Origin of the sequence: Sulfitobacter sp. 1A12056 (assembly GCF_043558125.1) — a bacterium.
Taxonomy (GTDB): domain Bacteria; phylum Pseudomonadota; class Alphaproteobacteria; order Rhodobacterales; family Rhodobacteraceae; genus Sulfitobacter; species Sulfitobacter faviae.
This window is the reverse complement of record NZ_JBIFFY010000002.1, coordinates 320,078-344,665: the sequence shown is the minus strand read 5'-3', so window position 1 is coordinate 344,665 and position 24,588 is coordinate 320,078. Positions and strand designations below refer to the sequence as shown.

The window sequence follows — 24,588 nt, the reverse complement described above, 5'->3', positions numbered from 1 at the left end:
GAACACATAGAATGCCGCCACGGGGACTTCAAACAGCAGTGTCGCTTATCTACCCGCCGCGTTGTCTGGGCTGCGGGGGGCTTGTCGATGCGGATTTTGGCCTCTGCGGCGCTTGCTGGCGCGACACAGCCTTCCTCGGCGGGACGGTTTGCGATGCCTGCGGTGCGCCCTTGCCGGGGGGCGGGGATGTGGGCTCACCCCATTGTGATGCCTGTCTCGCGATGCCGCGCCCATGGGCGCAGGGACGCACGGCACTGCTCTACCGCGATATGGGGCGCAGGCTGGTTCTGGCGCTCAAGCATGGCGACCGGCAAGAGATCGCCCGCCCCGCGGCCCGCTGGATGGCGCAGGCGGCGCAGGGCATCCTGCCGCAAGAGGCGCTGATCGCGCCGGTGCCGCTGCATTGGCTACGCTTGCTAAAACGGCGTTACAATCAATCGGCTCTGCTGGCCAAGGCGCTGTCGGCGGAAACCGGGCACCGCTGGTGTCCCGATCTGTTGCAGCGGGTCCGGCATACGCCCTCGTTGGAGGGTTTGGGCCGTGCAGCCCGGTATCGGGTGTTGGAACAGGCGATCCGCGTGCATCCGCGACGGCGGCACCGTATCATCATGCGACCGGTGATTTTGGTGGACGATGTCTTTACCTCCGGCGCCACATTGACCGCCTGCACGCAGGCCTGTCTGGCCGCCGGGTCCGGCCCTGTTTTCGTGCTGGCACTGGCGCGCGTGGCCAAAGAGACCTAGATCACTGTGCAACGTTAACTGTTCAAAGGGTGATCCTATGCAACCTGTCGAAATCTACACGTCGCCGCTCTGCGGTTTTTGCCATTCCGCCAAACGCCTGCTGACCCAAAAGGGCGCGGCCTTTGACGAAATCGACGTGCTGTCGGAGCCTGAGCGCAAGAAAGAGATGATCCAGCGCGCCGGCGGTGCCCGCACCGTGCCGCAGATTTTCATCGGCGATGTGCATGTCGGTGGATGCGATGAGCTTTATGCGCTGGACCGTGCCGGCAAGTTGGATGCATTGCTGAGCGACAGATGAAAATCGCGCTGCTGCAACTCAACGTCTCGGATGACCCCGCCGCCAATCTGATCGAGACCCGCGCCCTGCTGCGCGAGGCGGTGGCGGGCGGGGCCGAGTTTGTCCTGACCCCCGAGGTGACGAATTGCGTCAGCACCAGCCGCAGCCACCAGCAGGCCGTGCTGGCCTATGAGGAAGACGATGTCACCCTTGCCGCTCTGCGCGAAGAGGCGGCAAAGGCGGGCATCTGGCTGCTGATCGGCTCGCTCGGTCTGAAAACGCGCGGGGGGGACGGGCGCTTTGCCAACCGGTCTTTCCTGATTTCCCCACAGGGAGAGATCGTCGCGCGCTATGACAAAATCCATATGTTTGATGTGGATATCAACGAAACCGAAAGCTACCGCGAGTCCGCAGGCTACCGCCCCGGCGACAAGGCCGTGGTGGCCGAGACGCCGTTTGGCAAGATCGGCATGTCGATCTGCTATGACATGCGTTTTCCGGCGCTTTATCAGTCATTGGCCGAGGCCGGTGCGCGTATCTTGACCATGCCAGCGGCCTTCTCTCCGGTCACCGGGGCCGCGCATTGGCACAGTCTGCTGCGGGCGCGGGCGATCGAGAATGGCTGTTATGTGCTGGCCCCGGCCCAGACGGGCACCCATGCCAGCGCCGCGCATAAGACCCGCGACACCTACGGGCATTCACTGGTCGTGGCCCCTTGGGGGGAGGTGGTGTTGGATGCCGGGACAGCCCCCGGCGTTTACTTTTGTGACATGGACATGGAAGAATGTGACAAGGCCCGCGCCAAAGTGCCCAGCCTTGCCAACCGCCGCCCCTTTGCCGCGCCCTGACCGGACTGAAAATGACCGACGATAAAAACACCCTTGCGATCATGTTGTTCGGAGAATTGCTGGCCGCCGACCAATCGGTGCGCAGTCGCCTGACACGGGTACTGCCGCGGGGGATGGAGATCTCGCATTTCTCGGTGCTGAACTCGCTTTCATGGCACGGCGGCGAACGCTCGCCCGCGCAACTGGCCGAAACCTTCAACGTCACGCGTGGGGCGATGACGAACACATTGAGCAAGCTCGAATGGGCCGGTTACGTTCATATCCGCCCCGATTGGGACGACGCGCGGCGCAAGATGGTCGCGATCAGCCCCGCCGGGCGGCAGGCGCGGGATGCGGCGGTGAATGCGATCACGCCGATGATCTCGAACGTGGTGGGGGAGCTTGGCGAAGAACAGGTTCGCGCCACGCTCCCGATCCTGCGCGCGCTCAGGCGTCAGTTGAGCCAGGGTTGAGGCTGGCTGTAACGTAGTTCACGCTCAAATCCCGATCCGAAAGCCGCCACGACCATGCGACGGGGTTAAAGACGAAACCTTTGCGGTCCACAGGCTCAAGCCCCGCGCGGCTCAGCAGGTCGAAAAGCTCATCTGGGGTGATGAACTTGTTCCAGTCATGGGTGCCCTTGGGCAGCCAGCGCATCACATGCTCGGCCCCGACAATCGCCATCATAAAGGACTTTGGATTGCGGTTCAGGGTCGAACAGATGTGCAGCCCGCCGGGTTTCAGCAGGCGGCGGCAGGCGATCAGATAGTCGATGGGAGAGGCGACATGTTCGACCACCTCCATGTTCAGCACCACGTCGAATTTCTCACCAGCATCGGCCATGTCTTCGGCGGTGGTGTGGCGGTAGTCGATCTCTAGCCCCGATTGCTGCGCGTGGATCTGCGCCACGGGGATATTCCCCGCCGCCGCATCTGCGCCCACCACTTCGGCCCCGAGCCGCGCCATCGGTTCGGACAGCAACCCGCCGCCGCAGCCGATGTCGAGGATCCGCAGGCCTTTGAACGGCGTCTCGGCCTTCAAATCGCGGTCAAACTCCCCCGCGATCTGGCTGGTGATATAGTCCAACCGGCAGGGGTTCAGCATGTGCAGCGGCTTGAACTTGCCGTTCAGATCCCACCATTCGGCGGCCATCGCTTCGAATTTGGCGATCTCGGCGGGGTCGATGGTTGATTGATCCGCTTGCATTCTGATCTCCCTGTGCTCTTTTGGGTTCAATGACTATATAGGGCGGCAATGGACAAGTATCCCGACCAAAAACGCGGCGCGCCGCATCTTTATCCGCCGGTTGAGCCTTTCGACCAGCGGATGCTGTCCGTAGGGCAAGGGCATCAGGTCTATGTCGAGCAATGTGGCAACCCCGATGGCATCCCCGTTGTCGTGCTGCATGGCGGCCCCGGAGGCGGTTGCAGCCCGGCGATGCGGCGGTATTTCGACCCTAAGGTCTACCGTGTGGTGCTGTTCGATCAGCGCGGCTGCGGGCGTTCCACTCCGCATGCCTCGGTCACGGACAACACGACATGGCATTTGGTCGCCGATATCGAGCTGATTCGCACCACGCTCGGCATCGACAAATGGATGGTTTTCGGGGGGTCTTGGGGGGCGACGCTGTCGCTAATCTACGCTCAAGCGCACCCAGAGGCCGTGCGCCATCTGATCCTGCGCGGCGTGTTCCTGATGACGCAGGCCGAGCTTGATTGGTTCTACGGCGGTGGCGCCGGGCGGTTCTGGCCCGAACTTTGGGCGCGGTTCGTGAACCTGATCCCCGAAGACGAGCGTGACGATCTGATCGCGGCCTATCACCGGCGGCTGTTCTCGGGCGATTTGCGGGTCGAGCAGGACTATGGCCGCGCATGGGCCGCTTGGGAGAACGCGCTGGCCTCGGTGCATTCCGATGGGGTGTCGCATGGCGGGCCATCGGCCTATGCGCGGGCCTTTTCGCGGTTGGAGAACCATTATTTCACCAACAATGGCTTTTTGGAGTTCGACGGTCAGATCCTCGAACATATGGGGCGGATCGCGCATATCCCGGGGGTCATCGTGCAGGGGCGCTATGACATGATCTGCCCGCCTGCGGGGGCCTATGCGCTGGCGGAACGTTGGCCCAATGCCGACCTGCGGATGATCCGGGATGCGGGCCATGCCCTGTCGGAGCCGGGGATCAGTTCCGAATTGGTGCGCACGATGGATAGGATCGGACAGCGATGAGTGGGCGCAACTCTCTGCTGGATCGCCGGGCGCTTTTCACCACCGGTGCGGCGGCGGCCCTGCTGGCCGCGACAGGTGCTAGCGCGGGGGAGCCGCCCCGGCGCGGGGGCCGTCTGCGGCTGGCGCTTTCAGGTGCCACGCGAGAGGATACTTGGGTCCATGGCGATGGGCTCTTCATGCAGGTCGCGCGGCAGGGGATGATCTTTGACACGCTGACCGAAGTCACCAGCAATGGCATCCTCAAGGGTGAGTTGGCGACCGGTTGGCAGGCCAGCGATGGCGCCCGGCAGTGGCAGTTCGACCTGCGCCCCGATGTGCGTTTTCACGATGGCAGCCCCCTGACCGCCCGCGATGTGGTGGCCAGTCTGCGCGGTCTTCTGGCCGGGGCCGAGGTCGCCGTTCAGGACGATCTGCAAGTGCAGGTCACATTGGCGGCGGCGAATCCCGACCTGCCGCTCCTGCTGGCGCAATCGCGCTATGTGATCCGCCCCGCCCATGCGCCCGAGGCCGGGATTGGCACCGGGCTTTACCGTCTGCGGCGCTTTTCCGCCGGACGTCAGGTTTTGGCCGAACGGGTAGAGACGCATTACAAGGACGGCACCGCCGGGTGGTTCGATACGGTCGAACTGGTGTCGCTCCCCGCCCGCGAGGTGCGGGCGCAGGCGCTGAGCGAAGGGCTTGTTGATGCAGCGGATTTACCCGCGCGGCCCCGTTACCACGACCGGGGGGATGTGACCCTTCAGGCCGATAGCGCCGGTGGCGTCAGCGCTCTGTCGGGCGATCTGCGCCAGCCGCCGAACCCCGGACGCCAAGCGCCGATGGACAACCTGCGCGCGCCCGAGCGGTGGTGGTTCGGCTGAGAGGGGTTGCAGTTTCGCCGCATTCGGCCTATATCCCCTTCAACAGCGGCGCTTTCGGGTCCACACCGAAGGCTCCACCGAATTCGTGAACGGGCCGCGCGCCCGTTTTTTTGTGCCCAGTGAAAATGGATGTCTCATGTCGAATGACCTGATCGCCAAAGCCGCCATCGACCGCCGCCTGGCCGAGATCATCACCCCGGTGATCGAGGACATGGGCTTTGAACTGGTGCGCGTGCGCCTGATGTCGGGCAAGTCCACCACCCTGCAAGTCATGGCCGACCGGCCCGAGGGTGGGATCGAAGTGGATGAATGCGCCAAGATCTCGCAGGCCATCGGCGCCGTGCTGGATGTCGAAGATCCGATCTTGGATGAGTATTCGCTCGAAGTGTCGAGCCCCGGCATCGACCGACCGCTGACGCGGCTCAAGGATTTCGACGCTTTCGAAGGCTATGAGGCCAAGATCGAGACGACCGAACTGATTGACGGCCGCCGCCGCTTTAAGGGTGAGTTGGCAGGTGTCGAGGGTGGCGAGGTGCTGATCAACGTCGAAGAGGGCACCATCGGATTGCAGTTCGACTGGCTCAGCGATGCCAAGCTCGTGCTGACCGACGACCTGATCAAGGAAATGCTCCGCCAGCGCAAAGCGTCTGGTGCGATCGACGAAACCGATTTTGATGATATCGAGACTGAAGAGTCTGCTGAGGGAGACACCTAATGGCCATTACATCTGCAAACCAGCTTGAGCTGTTGCAAACCGCCGAGGCGGTGGCGCGCGAGAAGATGATCGACCCCGGTCTGGTCGTCGAAGCGATGGAGGAATCCCTCGCCCGTGCCGCCAAGTCCCGCTATGGCGCCGAGATGGACATCCGGGTCGACATCGACCGCAAGACCGGCAAGGCCACCTTCACCCGCGTCCGCACCGTGGTCGAGGATGATGAGCTTGAGAACTATCAGGCCGAGTTCACCGTAGAGCAGGCCAAGCAGTACATGGCCGACCCCAAGGTTGGCGACACTTTTGTCGAGGAAGTACCTCCGGTTGAAATGGGCCGCATCGCGGCGCAGTCGGCCAAGCAGGTGATCTTGCAAAAGGTCCGCGAAGCTGAGCGTGACCGCCAGTACGAAGAATTCAAAGACCGCGCCGGGACCATCATCAACGGTCTGGTCAAGCGCGAGGAATATGGCAATGTCATCGTCGACGTGGGTGCCGGCGAGGCGATCCTGCGCCGGAACGAGAAGATTGGCCGCGAAAGCTATCGCCCGAACGACCGCATCCGCGTCTATATCAAAGACGTGCGCCGCGAGCAGCGCGGCCCGCAGATTTTCCTGAGCCGCACCGCGCCTGAGTTCATGGCCGAGTTGTTCAAGATGGAAGTGCCGGAGATCTACGACGGCATCATCGAGATCAAAGCGGTTGCCCGCGACCCCGGTTCGCGCGCCAAGATCGCCGTGATCTCGCATGACGGTTCCATCGACCCCGTCGGTGCCTGCGTCGGTATGCGCGGCAGCCGCGTGCAGGCCGTCGTGAACGAGCTTCAGGGCGAGAAGATCGACATCATTCCGTGGAACGAAGACCAGCCCACCTTCCTTGTGAACGCGCTGCAGCCTGCGGAAGTGTCGAAAGTGGTTCTGGACGAAGAAGCCGGTAAGATCGAAGTCGTCGTGCCCGAAGAGCAACTGTCGCTCGCCATTGGCCGCCGTGGTCAGAACGTGCGTCTTGCCAGCCAGTTGACCGGTCTCGACATCGACATCATGACCGAAGAGCAGGAAAGCCAGCGCCGTCAGGCCGAGTTCGAACTGCGCACCAAGCTGTTCATGGACAACCTCGATCTCGACGAATTCTTCGCCCAGCTTCTGGTCTCCGAAGGTTTCACCAACCTCGAAGAAGTGGCCTATGTCGAAGTCGACGAGCTGCTGGTCATCGACGGTGTGGACGAAGACACGGCGGGTGAGTTGCAGGCCCGCGCCCGTGACGTGCTCGAAGCGCAGAACAAAGCGGCGCTTGATAACGCCCGCGCATTGGGTGTCGAAGACAGCCTGGTTGAATTTGAGGGGCTGACCCCCCAAATGATAGAAGCGCTGGCCAAGGACGACGTCAAAACGCTGGAAGATTTCGCCACCTGTGCCGATTGGGAACTGGCTGGCGGCTGGACCACGGTCAACGGCGAGCGTGTTAAAGACGACGGCGCGCTTGAGCCCTTCGATGTTAGCCTCGAAGATGCGCAGGCCATGATCATGACCGCCCGCGTCATGCTGGGCTGGGTCGACCCGACCGAGCTTGAGGACGATGCGGAAGAAGACGACGTAGAAACAGACGGCGAAACCGCCGAGGAGGCCGAGGCCTAAGCGGGCCTCGGGGGTTGCACATGGGACGCGGTGGCGCCTCGAATGACCGCTCAGACGGTGCGGAACGCAAGTGCATCGCCACGGGCGAGGTGCAGCCGAAACATGGGTTGATCCGTTTCGTGGTCGGCCCGGACAATCAGGTTTACCCGGATATTCTGGGTAAACTGCCGGGTCGGGGCATCTATGTCGCGGCGGATCGTGCGGCGCTGGAATTGGCCATCAAGAAAAAGGCTTTTTCCCGCTCGGCGAAACAGCCGGTCACCCTGCCCGACGGGCTGGTCGACGAGGTCGAGCAGCAGTTGGCCCGCCGGGTGGTCGAGCTGATCTCGCTACAGCGCAAGGCGGGCAAGGCGGTCGCCGGTTACGAAAAGGTCAAGGGTTGGTTGCAAACCGAAGAGGCCGAAGTATTGATACAGGCCGTAGACGGGTCAGGGCGCGGTAAGTCCAAGCTGAGCACCCCACACTATGGTCATTACATCGGTTGGTTGACAGCCGATGAATTGGGTTTGGCATTCGGTCGCCAAACTGTGATACATGGGGCGCTCGCCTCTGGTGGACTCACGCAACGTGTTGTAGAGGAAGCCGGTAGACTTAAAGGCGTGCGCGTAAACGAGGGTGGCAACGGCCATCCGAAAGGATAGACGAGCTTCATGAGCGATAGTGACGGCAAGAAAACATTGGGTCTGCGCGGTGGCGCACGTCCGGGGAACGTAAAGCAAAGCTTTAGCCACGGGCGTACCAAAAACGTTGTGGTCGAAACCAAGCGCAAGCGTGTTGTGGTGCCCAAACCGGGTGGCCAGAAATCAACAGGTCCGGGCGCCGGGCCGATTGGCGATCCCAAGAAGCGCCCCGCAGGCATCACCGATGCCGAGATGGAGCGCCGTCTGAAGGCCGTTCAGGCCGCCAAGGCCCGTGAGGCCGAGGAAGCCGCGCAGCGTGAAGCCGAGGAAAAAGCCCGCGCCGAAGAGCGTGAGCGTCGCCGGGCCGAGATTGAGGCCAAGGAACGCGAAGAGCGTGAGCGCGAAGAAAGCCTTAAAGCCAAGGCCGAGGAAGACGCCCGTCGCAAGGCAGAGGCCGAAGCGGCTGCTGCTGCCCCCGCGCCTGAACCTGCCGCTGCACGCGAGCCGGGCAACAAACCTGCGCCCGCCGCGACACCGCGCAAAACCACCGACCGTGACCGTGACGACAGCAAGAAGCGCAGTAAAGGTGGCGACAGCCGCCGCGCGGGCAAGCTGACCGTCAATCAGGCGCTTGCCGGTGGCGAAGGTGGCCGCCAGCGTTCCATGGCGCAAATGAAACGCAAGCAGGAACGTGCCCGTCAAAAGGCAATGGGTGGTCAGGTCGAGCGTGAAAAGATCGTGCGCGACGTGCAACTGCCGCCCGCCATCGTGGTCTCAGAACTTGCCAACCGTATGGCCGAGAAGACCGGCGCGGTGGTCAAGGCGCTGATGCAAAACGGCCTGATGGTGACCCAGAACGAAACCATTGATGCCGATACAGCCGAGCTGATCATCGAGGAATTCGGCCACAAAGTGGTGCGCGTTTCCGACGCCGACGTCGAAGATGTCATCAAAGAGGTCGAGGACGATCCGAAGGATCTGCAATCGCGTCCCCCGGTCATCACGATCATGGGCCACGTCGACCACGGCAAAACCTCGCTTCTGGACGCGATCCGCAACGCCAAGGTTGTGGCGGGCGAAGCCGGTGGCATCACCCAGCACATCGGCGCCTATCAGGTGAAAACCGACAACGGCACCGTGCTGTCCTTCCTCGACACGCCGGGTCACGCGGCCTTCACCTCCATGCGTTCGCGCGGGGCTCAGGTCACGGATATCGTGGTTCTGGTGGTCGCGGCGGATGACGCCGTGATGCCGCAGACGATCGAAGCGATTGCCCATGCGAAGGCGGCCAAGGTGCCGATGATCGTGGCGATCAACAAGATCGACAAACCCGCCGCCAATGCCGACAAGGTCCGTACCGATCTGCTTCAGCACGAAGTCATCGTCGAGAAGATGTCGGGCGATGTGCAAGACGTCGAAGTTTCGGCAGCGACAGGCCAAGGTCTGGACGATCTGCTCGAAGCCATCGCGCTGCAGTCGGAAATCCTCGAACTCAAGGCGAACCCGAACCGGGCCGCCGTGGGTGCGGTGATCGAAGCGCAGCTTGACGTGGGCCGCGGCCCTGTGGCGACTGTGCTGGTTCAGAACGGCACGCTGCGTCAGGGCGATATCTTCGTCGTGGGTGAGCAGTACGGTAAGGTTCGTGCGCTGATCAACGACCAAGGCGAGCGCGTCAAAGAAGCCGGGCCTTCGGTGCCGGTTGAGGTGCTGGGCATCAACGGCACGCCCGAGGCCGGTGACGTGCTGAACGTGACTGAGACCGAAGCGCAGGCCCGTGAGATTGCCGAGTATCGTGCGCAGGCCGCCAAGGACAAACGCGCCGCTGCCGGTGCCGCCACGACGCTGGAACAGCTGATGGCCAACGCCAAGGCGGACGAGAACGTCAGCGAGCTGCCGATCTTGGTCAAAGCCGACGTGCAAGGTTCTGCCGAAGCGATCGTTCAGGCGATGGAGAAAATCGGCAACGACGAAGTCCGCGTTCGGGTTCTACACTCCGGTGTGGGCGCGATCACCGAAACGGATGTCGGCCTTGCCGAAGCCTCCGGCGCGCCGATCATGGGCTTCAACGTGCGTGCCAATGCCTCGGCCCGCAACACGGCCAACCAGAAAGGCGTTGAGATCCGTTACTATTCGGTCATCTATGACCTTGTGGATGACGTCAAAGCGGCTGCAAGCGGCCTGCTGAGTGCCGAGATCAAAGAGAACTTCATTGGCTATGCCAATATCAAAGAAGTTTTCAAGGTTACCGGTGTGGGCAAAGTCGCAGGCTGTCTGGTCACCGAGGGCGTCGCCCGCCGCAGCGCCGGTGTGCGTCTGCTGCGCGACAACGTCGTGATCCACGAAGGCACGCTGAAAACGCTCAAGCGCTTCAAAGACGAAGTGCCCGAGGTTCAGTCCGGTCAGGAATGCGGCATGGCATTCGAGAACTACGAAGACATCCGCCCCGGCGATGTGATCGAGATTTTCGAGCGCGAAGAAGTGACCCGCACCTTGGCCTAAGCCGAGTGCTTACAAGACGAATTCCCCAGAGGCCCGGTCGAATTGCCGGGCCTCTGCTTTTGTGAAGGCCTTTTTGCTGTCGTCGAAACTGATCCGCGCCAGATTGACGTGCAGAGGCGAAATATCGATTAGGTTGAAGTCATTCGGCTCCCCCCGCTGGCGCGAAGACAGGCTGGTGCCCGCGTGCAGTTGGATTGCCAGATGACCGTCATGCTCAGGCGCTGGATGGGCAAAGGTGCCTGCGTGCCAGATGTGCAGATGCCCCGAGAGGATCAAGTCGGCGCCGCAGTCCAAGAGCCGTCTCAGCGCGCGTTTCGCGCCGGGAATGGGCTTTTTGTGAGTCTCGTTGGGGTGATCCAGCGGATGGTGGCAAACGGCGATGCGCAGGGTCTTTTCCCCCCCGCGTGACAGGGCGCGGCAGGCGCGGCCCAAACGGCGCAGGCCCAGTTTGCCGGTCTGCCATTTGAACCGGTCGACGGTGTTGATCCCCACGGCGACAAAATCCGCCCCCTCATGCACCGGCGTAAGGTCGTGATCGATCCAACGCCGGTAATAGCGCCACGGGGCGAAAAACCGGGTAAAGGGGCGGTGCAGCGGAATATCGTGATTGCCCGGCACGCTCAGCACCGGTGCGTTGATCCTGTCGATAAAGGCCCGCGCGGCGCGATATTCCTTTTCCCGCGCCCGTTGGGTCAGGTCGCCCGAGATGATCACTAGATCGGGGTCATAGCCATTCACCGCCTCTAGGAGCGGCACCAATAGGTCGGGGCGGTCTTTGCCGAAGTGCAGGTCGGATAGATGGATCAAACGGCTCATCGCACGGCCTTTCCAGCCGTGGAGGGCACAAAGATATGGATGGGCGAACTGGCGTGGGTGAGCCGATACGGGCCGCGCATCACCGCAATCTCCCCGTCCCGCGCGACATAGCGTTTGCGCTGCTTCATGCGTATCTCAATCTCGGACCCGCAGAGCATTTCATAGTCCGTGTGGTGTTTCGCGCGACCTGTCGCCAACGCCACCGCATGGCGCAGCAGGCCGAAACGATAGGTGTCAGGGGCGACCAGCAGCACCATATCGCCGCGCGCGATGCAGTCCTGCCCATCAAGCCCCATTTGATCCAGTTGAAACGCGTTGTTCACCGCGAAAACGAGCGGGGTGCGCAGCTGGGTCTCTTTCCCGTCGACCACGATGGTCAGTTTGAGCGAGGTGCGGAAATCCATCAAGGCTTTGATCACCGACCAATAGGCGGCGATCCGGCTGCGTCCCCAACGGCGGTAGATGCCTTCGCGGGTTTTGAGGATGGCGGGATAAGCCCCGATGCTGGCGTTGTTCAAAAAGGTCTCACCGTTGATCGTCGCCACATGCACCGGGCGGCTGTCGCCAGCGGCGATGACGTCGACCGCCTCTTCAAGGTTCTCTGGAATGCCCATCGACCGCGCGAAATAGTTGAAGGTGCCTTGCGGGATGATGCCGAGCGGACGGTCGTGGTCAACCATCGCCGAGGACGCGCCCGAGATTGTGCCATCCCCGCCCGCGACGGCGATGATCCCCTCGCCGCTAGACAGCGCCTCCCGCGCGGCGCTGGCAGGGTCGTTGCGTTTGTCGATGTGAATGAATTCCGCCGTGATCCCATGCCGCGCAAAGGCGGATCGGATCGTGTTTTCGGCTTGGTCACCGTCTTGACGGCCTGAACCGCGGTTCAGAATGACGATAGCGCGCTTCGATGACATAAGTTCCCCTGCCAAATGCTCGGGGAAAACGCGGTGGAACGCCTATTTGTTCACCTCAATAGGCGTTCCGATGGGATTTTCAAACAGGCTTGCCTTCGAAAATCTTCCCGTCGACCTGAACGGCCATGCGACCGCCAGCCAACATTTTTACAAAGATACCCTGAACGTAAATGGAACTTCCGATTGCGATGGTTCTCAACATGTCGGCACCCTTTCATACAGATGTTACAACTCTGCCTCAGGATGGTGCGCATTCGGTTAAAAAATCCGCAACATGCTGAGCGATTGGCGATCACTAGTGCAATTCTGCCACTCTGCGCTAGAGCCAATCACGCAATATTGATATGAGCGGCACGTCTGCCTCGGGCATCGGATAGGCGCGCATTTCGTTCGGGCGCACCCATTTCAGGGTCTGCCCCTCGCGCGAAACCGGTGTGCCGCCCCATTTGCGGCAGGCAAACAGCGGCATCAGAAGGTGGAAATCACTGTAGCTGTGGCTGGCAAAGGTCAGCGGGGCAAGACAGGATTCCCATGTCTCGATCCCCAGTTCCTCATGCAACTCGCGGATCAGCGCCGCCTCTGGCGTCTCTCCGGGTTCGATCTTGCCGCCCGGAAACTCCCAAAGGCCCGCCATCGGCTTGCCTTCGGGGCGTTGGGTCAAAAGCACGCGGCCATCGATGTCGATCAAGGCCGCGGCGGAAACCAGCACTGTCTTCATCTGGTCAGGACCGATAATCGGCGTTGATGTCGATATAGCCGTGGGTCAGGTCACAGGTCCATACGGTGCACTGCCCCTCGCCAAGGCCCAGATCGACCCCGATGGTGATGTTCTGACCCTTCATATGCGCGGCGGCATCCTCTTCGGAGTAGTCGGGGCTGCGCCACCCGTCGCGCGCGACTTCGATATCGCCGAAACGGATCGACAGACGGTCACGGTCCGCTGCGGCCCCGGATTTCCCGATGGCCATGACGACGCGGCCCCAGTTGGGGTCTTCGCCCGCGATGGCGGTTTTGATCAGGGGGGAGTTGGCGATGGCCATGGCGTGGATTTTGGCTTCGTCATCGTTGGAGGCACCGGTTACGGCCACTTCGACGAATTTCTGCGCGCCTTCGCCGTCTTTGACGACCTGATGCGCGAGGTCCATCATCACGTCCCGCAGCGCCGCGTCGAAGGCTTCATTGCCCGATACATCGACACCGGAGGCGCCTGTTGCGGCCATGATCAGCGCATCGGAGGTGGAGGTGTCGCTGTCCACTGTGATGCAGTTGAACGTCGTTTCGGTATGGGTCGAAAGGCGTTGCTGCAATTCGTCGGTCGCGAGTACCGCATCGGTAAAGATATAGACCAGCATGGTCGCCATATCGGGCGCGATCATGCCCGAGCCTTTGGCGATCCCTGCGATAGAGACGGTCTTGCCGTCAATCTCGACCGTCGCGCTGGCCCCTTTCGGGAAGGTATCCGTCGTCATGATGGCCCGTGCGGCGTCTTCGATGCCCGCAGGGTCAAGTTGATCGTACAAATCGCCCAGCACGGCAGTGATGCGTTCATGCGGCAGGGGTTCGCCGATGACACCCGTGGAGGAGGTGAAGACCCGAGCTTGCGGCACGCCGCAGGCTTCGGCAGCAGCGGCGGTGATCGCCTCGACCGCGTCGGTGCCGCCCCGCCCGGTAAAGGCATTGGCGTTGCCCGAGTTCACGACAATGGCTGCGCCTTCGTCCGAGGCGCCGCCAATTTTTGCCTGGCAGTCCAGCACCGGGGCCGCGCGGGTGGCGGAACGTGTGAACGCCCCCGCCACGGCGCTGCCCGGCACCAGTTTCGCCAACATCACATCGGTGCGCCCTTGATAGCGCACGCCCGCGGCGATGGTGGCGAAAGTCACGCCGTCGATAACCGGCAGGTCGGGAAAACGGGCCGGGGCGAGCGGCGAGACAGCCAGGGATTTAGCCATGAGTTAGTTCAGCCATTCGATGTTGTTGAGAACGGAAGGGTCGATGCCTTCGGCCGCGCTGCGGTCCACCTCGGCGGAGTTGGTCAGGCTTTCGATGGCCTCTTGCACCTTGGTCTGGCGGATTTGGGTTTCCAGCTCTTCACGCACGTCTTCCAGTGCGGGGGCTTCGGCGGTGCGCGTCTCGTTCAGTTTGATGACATGCCAGCCGAACTGGGTTTCCACCGGTTCCGACACGCTGCCGGCTTCCATGCCAGCGACGGCCTCTTCAAAGGCAGGAACCATCATGCCGGGGCCGAACCACCCCAAGGAGCCGCCACCGGGGCCGGAGGGACCGGTCGATTTCTCTTTGGCAAGCTCGGCAAAGTCCGCGCCACCGTCAAGTTCTGCCTTGATCGCGTCGGCTTCTTCCTTGGTTTCAACAAGGATATGCGAGGCGTTGAACTCGGGCTCAGGCTCTGCGTCGCTGTATTGCGCGTCATAGGCCGCTTGCAGCTCTTCGTCGCTGACCGGCTCTGCCATGACGCCTTCGATCGCCTCACCGGCGGTAAGCGAGCGGGTCTCATTCTCGAGCGACAGGGTCACGCGCGGCGGCAGTTCGCCGGTAAAGCTGTCGGCGAGGGCCGTCTGTTGCACAAGCTGGTCCAGAAGACCTTTGAACAGCACGTCCTCGGGCAGTTGTTGGTACTGCTGGGGCAGGCTCGCGCGGGCGACGATCATATGCCCGAGCGTGATTTCAGTGTCGTTGACGGTGGCAACAACCGTGTCGAGACCCGGTTCGTCCTGGGCGGCCACAGGCAGCGCCACAGCGGCGGCAAGCGCCAAAGACGACAGAAATGTGAGGGGTTTTTGCATGGTTGGGTCCAATCGCTTCCTTCGTAGCAGGGCTGCTACATTGACAGTGTATGGCACGCCCCTTACATCGCCTTATGGCGCTGAGAGGCGCGGGCTCATCCACTATCTATGGGCTGCCATGGCGCTCGGCAACCAGATCGGCGCAAGACATCATAACTTCGGCGGGAGATTACATGCTGGGTATCGGAACAATCGCCAAAAAGGTCTTTGGCACGCCAAACGACCGGAAGATCAAGGCGACCCGGCCGCTTGTGGCTCGGATCAACGCGCTGGAGCCTGAGTTCGAAAAGCTGAGCGACGAAGAGATCAAGACGCGCACCGAGGAGTTGGCCAAACGGGCCGATGCGGGCGAAAGTCTTGACGATCTGTTGCCCGAAGCCTTTGCCAACTGCCGCGAAGCGGCCCGCCGCACCCTTGGCCTGCGCGCCTTCGACACCCAGCTTTTAGGCGGGATTTTCCTGCATCAGGGCAATATCGCCGAGCAAAAGACCGGTGAGGGCAAAACCCTGACCGCGACCTTCGCGGCCTATCTTAACGGGCTCACGCATAAAGGCGTGCATGTGGTGACGGTGAACGAATACCTTGCCAAACGTGACGCCGAATGGATGGGCAAGGTCTTTGCCGCGCTTGGGCTGACCACCGGCGTCGCCTATTCCGGCATGCCCGAAGACCAGAAGCGCGCGGCCTATGCCTGCGACATCACCTATGCCACCAACAACGAACTCGGCTTCGACTACCTGCGCGACAATATGAAGTCGAACCTGTCGGACATGCTGCAACGCGGCCATAACTTTGCCATCGTGGACGAGGTCGACAGTATCCTGATCGACGAAGCGCGGACGCCGCTGATCATCTCCGGCCCCTCGCAGGACCGCTCCGAGATGTACCAGATCATCGACGCGCTGATCCCCTCGCTCACCGAAGAGCATTTCGAGCTGGACGAGAAGACCCGCAACGTCACCTTCACCGACGAAGGCAATGAGTTCCTCGAAGAGCAGTTGCGCGCGCGGGAACTGATCGAAGAGGGGATGACCCTTTACGACCCCGAAAGCACGACAATCGTGCACCACGTCAACCAAGGTCTGCGCGCGCATAAGCTGTTCCAGCGCGACAAGGACTACATCGTGCGCGATGGGGCGGTGACGTTGATTGACGAATTCACGGGCCGCATGATGCCGGGCCGCCGCCTGTCGGACGGTCTGCACCAAGCGATCGAAGCCAAGGAAGGCGTCGACATCCAGCCCGAGAACGTGACCCTCGCCAGCGTCACTTTCCAGAACTACTTCCGCCTATACGACAAACTGGGCGGCATGACCGGCACGGCCCTGACCGAAGCCGAAGAATTCGCCGAGATCTATGGCCTCGGCGTGGTCGAAGTGCCGACCAATGTGCCAATCGCCCGTGTGGACGAAGACGACGCCGTCTATCGCACCGCGCGTGAGAAATACGAGGCGATGATCGAACGGGTCAAAGAGGCCCATGCCAAGGGGCAGCCCTGCCTTGTCGGCACCACTTCGATCGAAAAGTCCGAACAGCTCAGCGCCATGCTGACTGCCGCCGGGATCGAGCACAATGTGCTCAACGCCCGCCAGCACGAGCAAGAGGCGCAGATCATCGCCGAAGCGGGCAAGCTGGGCGCGGTGACCATTGCCACCAACATGGCGGGCCGCGGCACCGATATTCAGTTGGGCGGCAACGTCGAGTTGAAAGTGCTCGACGCGCTGGATGCCGATCCTGAGGCCGACCCGGCCAACATCCGTGCCCAGATCGAAGCGCAGCACGCCGAAGAAAAGCAGAAGGTGCTGGAGGCCGGTGGTCTCTACGTTCTGGCCTCTGAGCGTCACGAGAGCCGCCGCATCGACAACCAGTTGCGGGGCCGTTCGGGCCGTCAGGGTGACCCGGGCCGCACCTCTTTCTTCCTGTCGCTCGAAGATGACCTGATGCGCATTTTCGGTTCGGAACGGCTTGAGAAAGTGCTGACGACGTTGGGCCTGAAAGATGGCGAAGCCATCGTGCACCCATGGGTCAACAAATCGCTGGAGCGTGCGCAGGCCAAGGTTGAGGGCCGCAACTTCGACATCCGCAAGCAGCTGTTGAAGTTCGACGACGTGATGAACGAGCAGCGCAAGGTGATCTTTGGCCAGCGCCGCGAGATCATGGAGGCGGACAACCTCAATGAGATCGTTACCGACATGCGCGAGCAGGTGATCGACGATCTGATCGACACCTATATGCCGCCCAAGACCTATGCCGATCAGTGGGACACCCAAGGTTTCTATGCCGCGGTGATCGAACAGTTGAACGTCGACGTGCCGATCATCGCATGGTGCGAAGAGGACGGCGTGGATGATGAGGTGATCCGCGAACGTCTAATGAAAGCCACGGATGAGCTAATGGCCAAGAAGGCCGAGGCCTTTGGCGAAGAGAACATGCGCAACATCGAGAAACAGTTGTTGTTGCAGGCCATCGACACCAAATGGCGCGATCACCTGCTGACGCTTGAACATCTGCGCTCGGTCGTGGGCTTCCGCAGCTACGCGCAGCGCGACCCGCTGAACGAGTATAAGAACGAAGCCTTCCAATTGTTCGAGACGATGCTCGACAGTCTGCGGCAGGACGTGACCCAAAAGCTGGGCCAAATCCAACCGATGAGCGAAGAGCAGCGCCGCGAGATGATGCAAGAAATGGCCGCCCGTCAAGCTGCCATGCAGGCTGCGGCGAGCGAGGCGGCGGATGAGGCCTCTGAACAGGCGGAGGCCGCAGCCCCCGGCTTTGACGAGAACGATCCGTCCACATGGGGCAACCCGGGCCGGAACGATCCCTGCCCCTGCGGCTCTGGCAAGAAGTTCAAACACTGCCACGGTCAGATCACCTGAGCGGCGTCACCTTTTCGCCCATAACTTGGCGGATCAGGGCCATACCCCGGCCCTGATCCGCGCCCATAAAGTCTCTAACGAATCCGTTGAAGGAGACTTGTCATGTGGCGCACGAAAGAAATTCTGACAGCTGTCGGCACTCTGGCCTGTGCGGCGGGCATTGGCTATGTCATGCAAAGCTCCGACACCGCGCAGCAGCGCTATGGCGCGGCTGAGGCGCAGCGCCCGGTGGCCGACAATGGCGCCTTGCTTGAGGTTGAAGGCATCACCCTGACCTCTGCCGCGCTCGACAGCCCCATCGCGCTGCCGACATTGGATGACCGCGTGGTCAAGGCCGCAGCGCCTCAAAGCCTGCCGCCCGCCCCGGAAAGCCACGGCGCCGCGATCCCCGCGGCCTGCGATATCATTGCCGAAGCGGATGCCGTCGCCGCTGCGATGGTGAAACTCACCCTCGATGCCGCCTGCCTGCCGAATGAGCGGCTGACCGTGCACCACAACGGGATGATCTTTACCGAAGTGACCGATGACCAAGGGCAGTTGTCCGTCACCGTCCCGGCCTTGGCGGAAGAGGCTGTTTTCATCCTCGCTTTCGGCAACGGTGATGGCGCGGTGGCGCAGACTTCGGTCCCTGAACTCTCTGATTTCAACCGCGTCGTGCTACAATGGAAAGGCACCGCAGGGTTCGAGCTTCACGCCCGCGAGTTTGGCGCGGATTACGGTGAGGCGGGCCATGTCTGGTCCGGTGCGCCGCGCGATATGACCGCCGCGGTGCTGGGCGAAGGGGGCTTCATGACCCGCAATGGCGACATTGAGGCTTCTGAGGCGCTGATAGCCGAAGTCTATAGCTTCCCGGTCGCCAAAACGGCGCAGGAGGGCGATGTCGCGCTTAGTGTTGAGGCCGAGGTGAGCGAGGCGAACTGCGGGCTTGAGATCGAAGCACAGGCGCTGGAGCTGCGCGGCGATGATCCGGTGAAAACCCAGAACCTGACCCTCGCCGTGCCGGACTGTGATGCGGTCGGCAACTTTCTGGTGTTGAATAATTTGCTCCAAGACCTGAAAGTCGCGCAGAACTGACGCAACCGGGTAGGTCTAGATGAACGGGTTGAAACGTGCGGCGATCAGCGCCGCACTTTTGCTTTTTACGGCGGGCGCATCCGCGGCGCAGGACATCGCACTGACCTCGCGCGATGGCAGCGTCGAACTCAGCGGCACCCTGCTGGGGTTCGACGGCGAATTCTACCGCGTCGAGACGGACTACGGCGAGTTGACCGTCGACAGCAGCGGTGTGTCCTGCGCCGGGCCGGGTTGCCCCAACCTTGCGGATTTCGTGGCCGAGGTGCGCTTCTCGGGCTCCGCCACCATGGGGGCGGTGCTGATGCCCGCGCTGATCGAAGCCTTTGCCGCGCGGCAGGGCTATACCGTCAGCCGCGAAGAGGGGGACAGCGGGCGCTTCGCGCTGCTGCTCTCGCGTGAGGATGACGGCAAGCTTGCCGCGCGGTTCGATTTCCGGGCGAGCAATACCAACGAAGGCTTTGCTGATCTGCTGGCGGATGAGGCCGATGTCGTCATGGCCCTGCGCGAGGTGCGCCGCGAGGAGCGGATCAATGCCCGTGAGGCGGGCTTGGGTGATCTGACCGGAGCCAATCGCAGCCGGGTTCTTGCGCTCGATGCGGTGGTGCCCGTGGTCGCCCCGTCCAATCCGGTCAAACAAATCTCGCCGCTGACCTTGGCGCGGGTGTTCTCGGGCGAGATCAAGAATTGGCAGCGCCTCGGCGGGCCGGACGCACCGATTGAGTTGCATCTGCCCACCGCCGACAGTGGGTTGAGCCAAGCGATCGTGGATCAGGTGCTCACCCCCGCCGGGCTGGAACTGAGCGCCGATGTCACCCGCCACGCCATGCCCGATGCGCTGGCCGAGGCGGTCGCGCGGGATGTTTTTGCCCTTGGAATCACCAGCTATGCCGAACAGGGTGAGACCGAGGTGCTGACCCTTGGCGGCAACTGCGGTTTTGCGCTGGATGCCGCACGGCGCACGATCAAAACCGAAGACTACCCGCTGACCGCGCCGATGTTCCTCTATTTCCCCGCCCGGCGCTTGCCGTTGATCACGCGCGAGTTTCTGGCCTTCACCCGCGGCCCTTCGGCCCAGATCGTGATCCGCCGGGCCGGTTTCGTAGATCAAACGCCCGAGGAAATCCCGGTTGAGGAACAGGGCAACCGCTTTGCCAATGCAATCATCACGGCGGGGGTCGAAACCCCGCTAGAGGAGTTGCAGCGCATGACGGCGACGCTGGTGCCGATGGCGCGGCTCACCACCTCTTTCCGCTTCGAGGCGGGGTCGATCCGGCTTGATGCGCAGTCGCGGTCCAACGTGCAGCAATTGGCGCGGGCCTTGGAACAGGGGCAGTATGATGCGCGGCGATTGATGTTCGTGGGCTTCAGCGATGGCGAGGGGGCCGCGCGGGCCAACCGCGAAATCGCCTTGCGCCGGGCCGAAGCGGTGCAGCGCGCGGTCAGCGCGGCTGCGGTCACGGCCAATCTGTCGCGCATTGATCTGCGGGTCGATGCCTTTGGGGAGGCAATGCCGATTGCCTGTGACGACAGCGAATGGGGCCGTCAAGCAAACCGGCGAGTCGAGGTTTGGGTGCGCTAACCGCACCCCGCTATAGATGCCCCTCACTGCGAAAGCTGAGCTCGCGCGATTTGCCGATGATCAGATGATCATGCAGGGTCAGCCCCAAGGCGTCACAGGCGGCGGCGACCTGTCGGGTCATGTCAATGTCGGACCGTGACGGGCTGGGGTCGCCCGAGGGGTGATTATGCACGAGGATGATCGCGCTGGCGTTCAACTCAAGCGCACGTTTGGCAACCTCGCGCGGGTAGACCGGCACATGGTCCACCGTGCCCTTCGCCTGTTCCTCATCGGCGATGAGGATGTTTTTCCGGTCGAGGTAGAGGACGCGAAACTGCTCCATCTCCAGATGGGCCATGGTGGTGTGGCAATAGTCCAGCAGCGCGTCCCATGAGGAAACGATATGCCGTTGCAGCACCTTCGCTCGGGCTAGCCGCTGTGCCGCGGCTTCAATGATCTTGAGTTCGACAATCACCGCTTCACCGACCCCTTTGACATCGCGCAGCCGGGCGGCGGGGGCGGTAATGACGCGGTTGAAATCGCCGAACCGGTCGAGCAGTTCGCGCGCCAGCGGTTTTACGTCCCGGCGCGGGATGGCACGGAAGAGGACAAGCTCCAACATCTCGTAGTCCGGCATGGCGGCCGCGCCGCCATCGATAAAACGGCTGCGCAGGCGTTGGCGGTGATCCGCGATATAAGAAGGTTGCTTGCCCGTATTGGACGGCGGGCTGTGCGCTTCGTCCAGCAGATAGGGGAGGGGCTGATCAGCCAAGGTTCTCGGGGCACGGGTCATGCCCGGAGTGTCGCGCCAAAGTGGTTATTATTCGGTTAACGGACGGTTAAAACTTCGTTCACCACGCTGCCTAAAAAGGGGAGCCGCATCCACGGCTCCCCCCAATGGTTAACCCTTCATCGAATCCCAGAAGGATTTGACGGAAGAGAAGAAGTTGCTGCTCTCGGGGTTGTTGTTCTGGGCCTCGCCCTCGAACTCCCGCAGCAGTTCTTTCTGCCTATTGGTCAGGTTCACCGGGGTCTCGACCGCCAGTTCGATGATCATGTCACCCACGCCACCGCCACGCAGCGGCGGCATGCCTTTGCCGCGCAGACGCATCTGGCGGCCCGATTGGCTGCCCGCGGGGATCTGCACGCGGCCACGGCCCCCGTCGATGGTGGGCACTTCGATATTGCCACCCAGAGCGGCAGTGCTCATCGACACCGGAACACGGCAGAAGAGGTTCGGCCCGTCGCGTTCGAACAACTCGTGATCGGCCACCTCGATAAAGATGTAGAGATCACCGGACGGCCCGCCACGCATGCCCGCTTCGCCTTCGCCAGCGAGACGGATGCGGGTGCCGGTTTCGACGCCCGCGGGGATGTTGACCGAGAGCGTGCGCTCTTTCTCAACCCGGCCCGCGCCGCGGCATTTCTTGCAAGGATTCTTGACGATCTGCCCCATGCCGGAACAGGTCGGGCAGGTCCGCTCGACGGTAAAGAAACCTTGCTGCGCACGCACCTTGCCCATGCCCGAACAGGTGGGGCAGGTCGAAGGTTCCGCGCCGCCTTCGGCACCGCTGCCGTCACAGGCGTCACATTGGACGGAGGCCGGGACGGTGATCGACTTTTGCATGCCCGAAAAGGCATCTTCGAGCGAGATGCGCAGGTTATAGCGCAAATCAGCCCCGCGTGCGGCACGGCGTCCGCCGCCACCGCCACGTTGGCCCATGAAGTCACCGAAAAGATCGTCGAAGACGTCGGAAAAGGCCGAAGAGAAATCGCCCTGACCGCCGCCCATACCGCCGCCGGGACGCCCGCCGCCCATGCCACCTTCGAAGGCGGCGTGGCCATAGCGATCATAGGCGGCTTTCTTGTCACCGTCTTTGAGCACGTCATAAGCCTCGCCCACTTCTTTGAACTGGGCTTCGGCTTGGGGGTTGTCTTTGTTGCGGTCGGGGTGGAGGTCCTTCACCTTGCGGCGATAGGCTTTCTTGATCTCGTCGGCAGAGGCCCCTTTGGCAACGCCAAGCACCTCGTAGTAGTCACGTTTTGCCATGGGTTATCATGCTCCTGCGCTGGAACGTGATAGGCCGGCCCGTCTGACGGACCGGCCCTTTCACAGGTTCCGTTTCACACGCTTACGCGCGCTTGTCGTCGTCCAGATCTTCGAACTCAGCATCAAGGATGTCGTCATCGCCACCTTGGGCTTGCTGAGCATCCGAAGGCTGCGCCGTGTCCTCACTGCCGCCCTCTTCCTGAGCGGCCTTATAGATGGCTTCGCCCAGTTTCATGGCGGATTCGGTGACGTTCTGGATGCCGTTCTTGATCTTGTCGGCGTTGTCTGTTTCCAGCTCGTCTTTCAGCGCGGCAATGGCCAGTTCGATCGCCTCGACGGTGGTCGGGTCGACCTTGTCGGAATGCTCTTCCAGCGACTTCTCGGTCGAGTGGATCAGCGATTCCGCCTGGTTCTTCGCTTCGATCAGCTCGCGACGGGACTTGTCCGCCTCGGCATTCTCTTCCGCGTCCTTGACCATCTGTTCGATGTCCGCATCCGACAGACCGCCCGAAGCTTGGATCGTGATCTTCTGCTCCTTGCCGGTGCCTTTGTCGAGCGCGCCGACCGACACGATGCCGTTGGCGTCAATGTCGAAGGTCACTTCGATCTGCGGCATGCCGCGGGGCGCAGGCGGGATGTTCTCAAGGTTGAAGGCACCGAGCATCTTGTTGTCGGCAGCCATCTCACGCTCACCTTGGAAGACCCGGATGGTCACGGCGTTCTGGTTGTCTTCGGCGGTCGAGAAGACCTGAGACTTCTTCGTCGGGATCGTGGTGTTACGGTCGATCAGACGGGTGAAGACACCACCGAGCGTCTCGATACCGAGAGACAGCGGAGTCACGTCGAGCAGGACCACGTCCTTCACGTCGCCTTGCAGAACACCGGCCTGAATGGCGGCACCAAGGGCCACGACTTCGTCCGGGTTCACACCCTTGTGCGGCTCCTTGCCGAAGAATTTGGAGACCTCTTCGGCCACCTTCGGCATACGGGTCATACCACCCACGAGCACGACTTCGTCGATGTCGGACGCGGACAGGCCGGCATCCTTCAGCGCGGCGGCGCAGGGCTTCATCGAGGCTTTGATCAGGTCACCAACGAGGCTTTCCAGCTTGGCACGGGTCAGCTTCATGACCATGTGCAACGGCGAGCCATCCTTGCCCATCGAGATGAAGGGCTGGTTGATCTCGGTCTGGCTGGAGGAGGACAGTTCGATCTTAGCCTTCTCTGCCGCTTCCTTCAGACGCTGCAGCGCCATCTTGTCTTGCGTCAGGTCAACGCCGTTGGCCTTTTTGAACTCTTCCGCAAGGTAGTTCACGATGCGCATGTCAAAGTCTTCACCACCGAGGAAGGTGTCGCCGTTGGTGGATTTCACTTCGAACAGGCCGTCGTCGATCTCAAGAATGGTCACGTCGAATGTACCGCCGCCAAGGTCATAGACCGCGATGGTTTGCGTGTTCTCTTTGTCGAGACCGTAGGCCAGCGCGGCGGCTGTCGGCTCGTTGATGATGCGCAGCACTTCGAGACCGGCGATCTTGCCGGCATCTTTGGTGGCCTGACGCTGGGCGTCGTTGAAGTAGGCAGGCACGGTGATAACCGCCTGAGAGACTTCCTCGCCCAGATAGCTTTCTGCGGTTTCTTTCATCTTGCCGAGGATGAAGGCCGAGATTTGGCTTGGGGAGTATTTCTCACCCTTGGCTTCGACCCATGCGTCGCCGTTGCCGCCGTCGATGACGTTGAACGGCATGTTCTTTTTGTCTTTGGCCAGGTCCGCATCGTCGTTGCGGCGGCCGATCAGGCGCTTAACGCCAAAGACTGTGTTTTCGGGGTTGGTGACCGCCTGGCGTTTCGCCGGCTGGCCGACAAGGCGTTCGTCGTCGGTGAAGGCGACGATCGACGGCGTGGTGCGCGCGCCTTCGGCGTTTTCGATCACACGCGGCTGGCTGCCATCCATGATGGCGATACAGCTGTTGGTGGTGCCAAGGTCAATACCGATTACTTTGGACATGTTTCGATCCCTCTTTGAATCTAAGGCGATGACACGAGGCGCGGACCCGTTTTGGCATCCTGCCCCGATCTGTTGACATCGAAGACCACGTGCCTTCGA

The 24,588-nt window shown here is 62.0% G+C and carries 23 protein-coding genes; 13 read left to right on the top strand and 10 right to left on the bottom strand.

Annotated features, from left to right (window positions below):
• Positions 1-11: 11 nt before the first annotated feature.
• The 4 genes from ACGYLD_RS06005 to ACGYLD_RS05990 are packed head-to-tail and all read left to right on the top strand — an operon-like array spanning position 12 to position 2,320.
• Positions 12-743 carry a ComF family protein gene (locus tag ACGYLD_RS06005; protein WP_271692651.1) on the top strand — a complete coding sequence of 244 codons (732 nt, stop codon included), beginning with the start codon at positions 12-14 and terminating at the stop codon, positions 741-743.
• Between the two features lie 37 nt (positions 744-780).
• On the top strand, positions 781-1,041 hold the full coding sequence (gene grxC, locus ACGYLD_RS06000; protein ID WP_271692650.1) for a glutaredoxin 3: 261 nt from the start codon (positions 781-783) through the stop codon (positions 1,039-1,041).
• Positions 1,038-1,868 carry a carbon-nitrogen hydrolase family protein gene (locus ACGYLD_RS05995; protein WP_394401651.1) on the top strand — a complete coding sequence of 277 codons (831 nt, stop codon included), beginning with the start codon at positions 1,038-1,040 and terminating at the stop codon, positions 1,866-1,868. Before grxC ends, ACGYLD_RS05995 begins: the two co-directional genes overlap by 4 nt.
• 11 nt (positions 1,869-1,879) lie before the next feature.
• A complete protein-coding gene (locus ACGYLD_RS05990) occupies positions 1,880-2,320 on the top strand; it encodes a MarR family winged helix-turn-helix transcriptional regulator (protein ID WP_067265366.1) in 441 nt (146 codons plus the stop codon).
• Here ACGYLD_RS05990 and ubiG read toward each other — a convergent pair.
• On the bottom strand, positions 2,295-3,053 hold the full coding sequence (gene ubiG, locus ACGYLD_RS05985; RefSeq protein ID WP_394401648.1) for a bifunctional 2-polyprenyl-6-hydroxyphenol methylase/3-demethylubiquinol 3-O-methyltransferase UbiG: 759 nt from the start codon (positions 3,051-3,053) through the stop codon (positions 2,295-2,297). The genes ACGYLD_RS05990 and ubiG overlap by 26 nt on opposite strands.
• A 48-nt stretch (positions 3,054-3,101) precedes the next feature.
• Here ubiG and pip point away from each other — a divergent pair, with 48 nt between their 5' ends.
• The 6 genes from pip (at position 3,102) to infB (ending at position 10,395) form a co-directional block, all read left to right on the top strand.
• Entirely contained in the window at positions 3,102-4,073 is a 972-nt protein-coding gene (pip, locus tag ACGYLD_RS05980) for a prolyl aminopeptidase (protein WP_271692647.1), read from the top strand.
• Positions 4,070-4,933, top strand: a complete 864-nt coding sequence (locus ACGYLD_RS05975) for an ABC transporter substrate-binding protein (protein ID WP_394401645.1) — start codon at positions 4,070-4,072, stop codon at positions 4,931-4,933. Before pip ends, ACGYLD_RS05975 begins: the two co-directional genes overlap by 4 nt.
• Before the next feature lie 136 nt (positions 4,934-5,069).
• A complete protein-coding gene (gene rimP, locus ACGYLD_RS05970; protein WP_067265355.1) occupies positions 5,070-5,648 on the top strand; it encodes a ribosome maturation factor RimP in 579 nt (192 codons plus the stop codon).
• Positions 5,648-7,276, top strand: coding sequence for a transcription termination factor NusA (gene nusA, locus ACGYLD_RS05965; RefSeq protein ID WP_067265353.1), 1,629 nt, complete (start codon positions 5,648-5,650; stop codon positions 7,274-7,276). The genes rimP and nusA overlap by 1 nt, the downstream gene beginning before the upstream one ends.
• 20 nt (positions 7,277-7,296) lie before the next feature.
• Positions 7,297-7,917: an RNA-binding protein gene (locus tag ACGYLD_RS05960; protein WP_271688604.1), complete on the top strand. Its 621-nt coding sequence runs from the start codon at positions 7,297-7,299 to the stop codon at positions 7,915-7,917.
• Positions 7,918-7,926: 9 nt separating this feature from the next.
• Positions 7,927-10,395 (top strand): translation initiation factor IF-2, encoded by a 2,469-nt coding sequence (infB, locus tag ACGYLD_RS05955; protein ID WP_271692644.1) that lies wholly within the window; start codon positions 7,927-7,929, stop codon positions 10,393-10,395.
• A gap of 9 nt (positions 10,396-10,404) precedes the next feature.
• Here infB and ACGYLD_RS05950 read toward each other — a convergent pair whose 3' ends face one another.
• From ACGYLD_RS05950 to ACGYLD_RS05925, 6 genes are all read right to left on the bottom strand, one after another.
• Positions 10,405-11,211, bottom strand: a complete 807-nt coding sequence (locus ACGYLD_RS05950) for a metallophosphoesterase (protein WP_271692643.1) — start codon at positions 11,209-11,211, stop codon at positions 10,405-10,407.
• Entirely contained in the window at positions 11,208-12,125 is a 918-nt protein-coding gene (locus tag ACGYLD_RS05945; RefSeq protein WP_271692642.1) for a diacylglycerol kinase family protein, read from the bottom strand. Before ACGYLD_RS05945 ends, ACGYLD_RS05950 begins: the two co-directional genes overlap by 4 nt.
• A gap of 79 nt (positions 12,126-12,204) precedes the next feature.
• Positions 12,205-12,327, bottom strand: a complete 123-nt coding sequence (locus ACGYLD_RS05940; RefSeq protein WP_271688600.1) for a hypothetical protein — start codon at positions 12,325-12,327, stop codon at positions 12,205-12,207.
• Positions 12,328-12,444: 117 nt separating this feature from the next.
• Entirely contained in the window at positions 12,445-12,843 is a 399-nt protein-coding gene (gene mutT / locus ACGYLD_RS05935; protein ID WP_067264286.1) for an 8-oxo-dGTP diphosphatase MutT, read from the bottom strand.
• Between the two features lie 4 nt (positions 12,844-12,847).
• Positions 12,848-14,074 carry a bifunctional glutamate N-acetyltransferase/amino-acid acetyltransferase ArgJ gene (gene argJ, locus ACGYLD_RS05930; protein WP_271692641.1) on the bottom strand — a complete coding sequence of 409 codons (1,227 nt, stop codon included), beginning with the start codon at positions 14,072-14,074 and terminating at the stop codon, positions 12,848-12,850.
• Between the two features lie 3 nt (positions 14,075-14,077).
• Complete coding sequence (locus ACGYLD_RS05925) at positions 14,078-14,926, bottom strand: peptidylprolyl isomerase (RefSeq protein WP_271692640.1); 849 nt, start codon at positions 14,924-14,926, stop codon at positions 14,078-14,080.
• A 173-nt stretch (positions 14,927-15,099) separates the two neighbouring features.
• On the opposite strand from ACGYLD_RS05925, the gene secA reads away from it, so the two are divergent.
• The 3 genes from secA (at position 15,100) to ACGYLD_RS05910 (ending at position 20,455) form a co-directional block, all read left to right on the top strand.
• On the top strand, positions 15,100-17,802 hold the full coding sequence (gene secA, locus ACGYLD_RS05920; RefSeq protein WP_394401639.1) for a preprotein translocase subunit SecA: 2,703 nt from the start codon (positions 15,100-15,102) through the stop codon (positions 17,800-17,802).
• A gap of 102 nt (positions 17,803-17,904) precedes the next feature.
• The gene (locus ACGYLD_RS05915) at positions 17,905-18,876 is read left to right on the top strand and encodes a hypothetical protein (protein ID WP_271692638.1); all 972 of its coding nucleotides are present in this window, start codon (positions 17,905-17,907) and stop codon (positions 18,874-18,876) included.
• Positions 18,877-18,895: 19 nt separating this feature from the next.
• Positions 18,896-20,455, top strand: coding sequence for a phosphate ABC transporter substrate-binding/OmpA family protein (locus ACGYLD_RS05910; protein ID WP_394401636.1), 1,560 nt, complete (start codon positions 18,896-18,898; stop codon positions 20,453-20,455).
• Between the two features lie 10 nt (positions 20,456-20,465).
• Here the strand turns inward: ACGYLD_RS05910 and radC are convergent, their stop codons facing one another.
• The 3 genes from radC to dnaK form a co-directional block, all read right to left on the bottom strand.
• Positions 20,466-21,227 (bottom strand): DNA repair protein RadC, encoded by a 762-nt coding sequence (radC, locus tag ACGYLD_RS05905; RefSeq protein ID WP_271692636.1) that lies wholly within the window; start codon positions 21,225-21,227, stop codon positions 20,466-20,468.
• A 108-nt stretch (positions 21,228-21,335) separates the two neighbouring features.
• Complete coding sequence (gene dnaJ, locus ACGYLD_RS05900) at positions 21,336-22,484, bottom strand: molecular chaperone DnaJ (protein WP_067264268.1); 1,149 nt, start codon at positions 22,482-22,484, stop codon at positions 21,336-21,338.
• Between the two features lie 82 nt (positions 22,485-22,566).
• Positions 22,567-24,489: a molecular chaperone DnaK gene (dnaK, locus tag ACGYLD_RS05895; RefSeq protein WP_271688593.1), complete on the bottom strand. Its 1,923-nt coding sequence runs from the start codon at positions 24,487-24,489 to the stop codon at positions 22,567-22,569.
• Between the last annotated feature and the right edge of the window lie 99 nt (positions 24,490-24,588).

What these genes read in the sequence shown, in the direction of transcription:
- ACGYLD_RS06005 (WP_271692651.1), top strand. Translation starts at nt 12, where the DNA reads ATGCCGCCACGGGGACTTCAAACAGCAGTGTCGCTTATCTACCCGCCG.
- grxC (WP_271692650.1), top strand. Translation starts at nt 781, where the DNA reads ATGCAACCTGTCGAAATCTACACGTCGCCGCTCTGCGGTTTTTGCCAT.
- ACGYLD_RS05995 (WP_394401651.1), top strand. Translation starts at nt 1,038, where the DNA reads ATGAAAATCGCGCTGCTGCAACTCAACGTCTCGGATGACCCCGCCGCC.
- ACGYLD_RS05990 (WP_067265366.1), top strand. Translation starts at nt 1,880, where the DNA reads ATGACCGACGATAAAAACACCCTTGCGATCATGTTGTTCGGAGAATTG.
- ubiG (WP_394401648.1), bottom strand. Translation starts at nt 3,053, where the DNA reads ATGCAAGCGGATCAATCAACCATCGACCCCGCCGAGATCGCCAAATTC.
- pip (WP_271692647.1), top strand. Translation starts at nt 3,102, where the DNA reads ATGGACAAGTATCCCGACCAAAAACGCGGCGCGCCGCATCTTTATCCG.
- ACGYLD_RS05975 (WP_394401645.1), top strand. Translation starts at nt 4,070, where the DNA reads ATGAGTGGGCGCAACTCTCTGCTGGATCGCCGGGCGCTTTTCACCACC.
- rimP (WP_067265355.1), top strand. Translation starts at nt 5,070, where the DNA reads ATGTCGAATGACCTGATCGCCAAAGCCGCCATCGACCGCCGCCTGGCC.
- nusA (WP_067265353.1), top strand. Translation starts at nt 5,648, where the DNA reads ATGGCCATTACATCTGCAAACCAGCTTGAGCTGTTGCAAACCGCCGAG.
- ACGYLD_RS05960 (WP_271688604.1), top strand. Translation starts at nt 7,297, where the DNA reads ATGGGACGCGGTGGCGCCTCGAATGACCGCTCAGACGGTGCGGAACGC.
- infB (WP_271692644.1), top strand. Translation starts at nt 7,927, where the DNA reads ATGAGCGATAGTGACGGCAAGAAAACATTGGGTCTGCGCGGTGGCGCA.
- ACGYLD_RS05950 (WP_271692643.1), bottom strand. Translation starts at nt 11,211, where the DNA reads ATGAGCCGTTTGATCCATCTATCCGACCTGCACTTCGGCAAAGACCGC.
- ACGYLD_RS05945 (WP_271692642.1), bottom strand. Translation starts at nt 12,125, where the DNA reads ATGTCATCGAAGCGCGCTATCGTCATTCTGAACCGCGGTTCAGGCCGT.
- ACGYLD_RS05940 (WP_271688600.1), bottom strand. Translation starts at nt 12,327, where the DNA reads ATGTTGAGAACCATCGCAATCGGAAGTTCCATTTACGTTCAGGGTATC.
- mutT (WP_067264286.1), bottom strand. Translation starts at nt 12,843, where the DNA reads ATGAAGACAGTGCTGGTTTCCGCCGCGGCCTTGATCGACATCGATGGC.
- argJ (WP_271692641.1), bottom strand. Translation starts at nt 14,074, where the DNA reads ATGGCTAAATCCCTGGCTGTCTCGCCGCTCGCCCCGGCCCGTTTTCCC.
- ACGYLD_RS05925 (WP_271692640.1), bottom strand. Translation starts at nt 14,926, where the DNA reads ATGCAAAAACCCCTCACATTTCTGTCGTCTTTGGCGCTTGCCGCCGCT.
- secA (WP_394401639.1), top strand. Translation starts at nt 15,100, where the DNA reads ATGCTGGGTATCGGAACAATCGCCAAAAAGGTCTTTGGCACGCCAAAC.
- ACGYLD_RS05915 (WP_271692638.1), top strand. Translation starts at nt 17,905, where the DNA reads ATGTGGCGCACGAAAGAAATTCTGACAGCTGTCGGCACTCTGGCCTGT.
- ACGYLD_RS05910 (WP_394401636.1), top strand. Translation starts at nt 18,896, where the DNA reads ATGAACGGGTTGAAACGTGCGGCGATCAGCGCCGCACTTTTGCTTTTT.
- radC (WP_271692636.1), bottom strand. Translation starts at nt 21,227, where the DNA reads ATGACCCGTGCCCCGAGAACCTTGGCTGATCAGCCCCTCCCCTATCTG.
- dnaJ (WP_067264268.1), bottom strand. Translation starts at nt 22,484, where the DNA reads ATGGCAAAACGTGACTACTACGAGGTGCTTGGCGTTGCCAAAGGGGCC.
- dnaK (WP_271688593.1), bottom strand. Translation starts at nt 24,489, where the DNA reads ATGTCCAAAGTAATCGGTATTGACCTTGGCACCACCAACAGCTGTATC.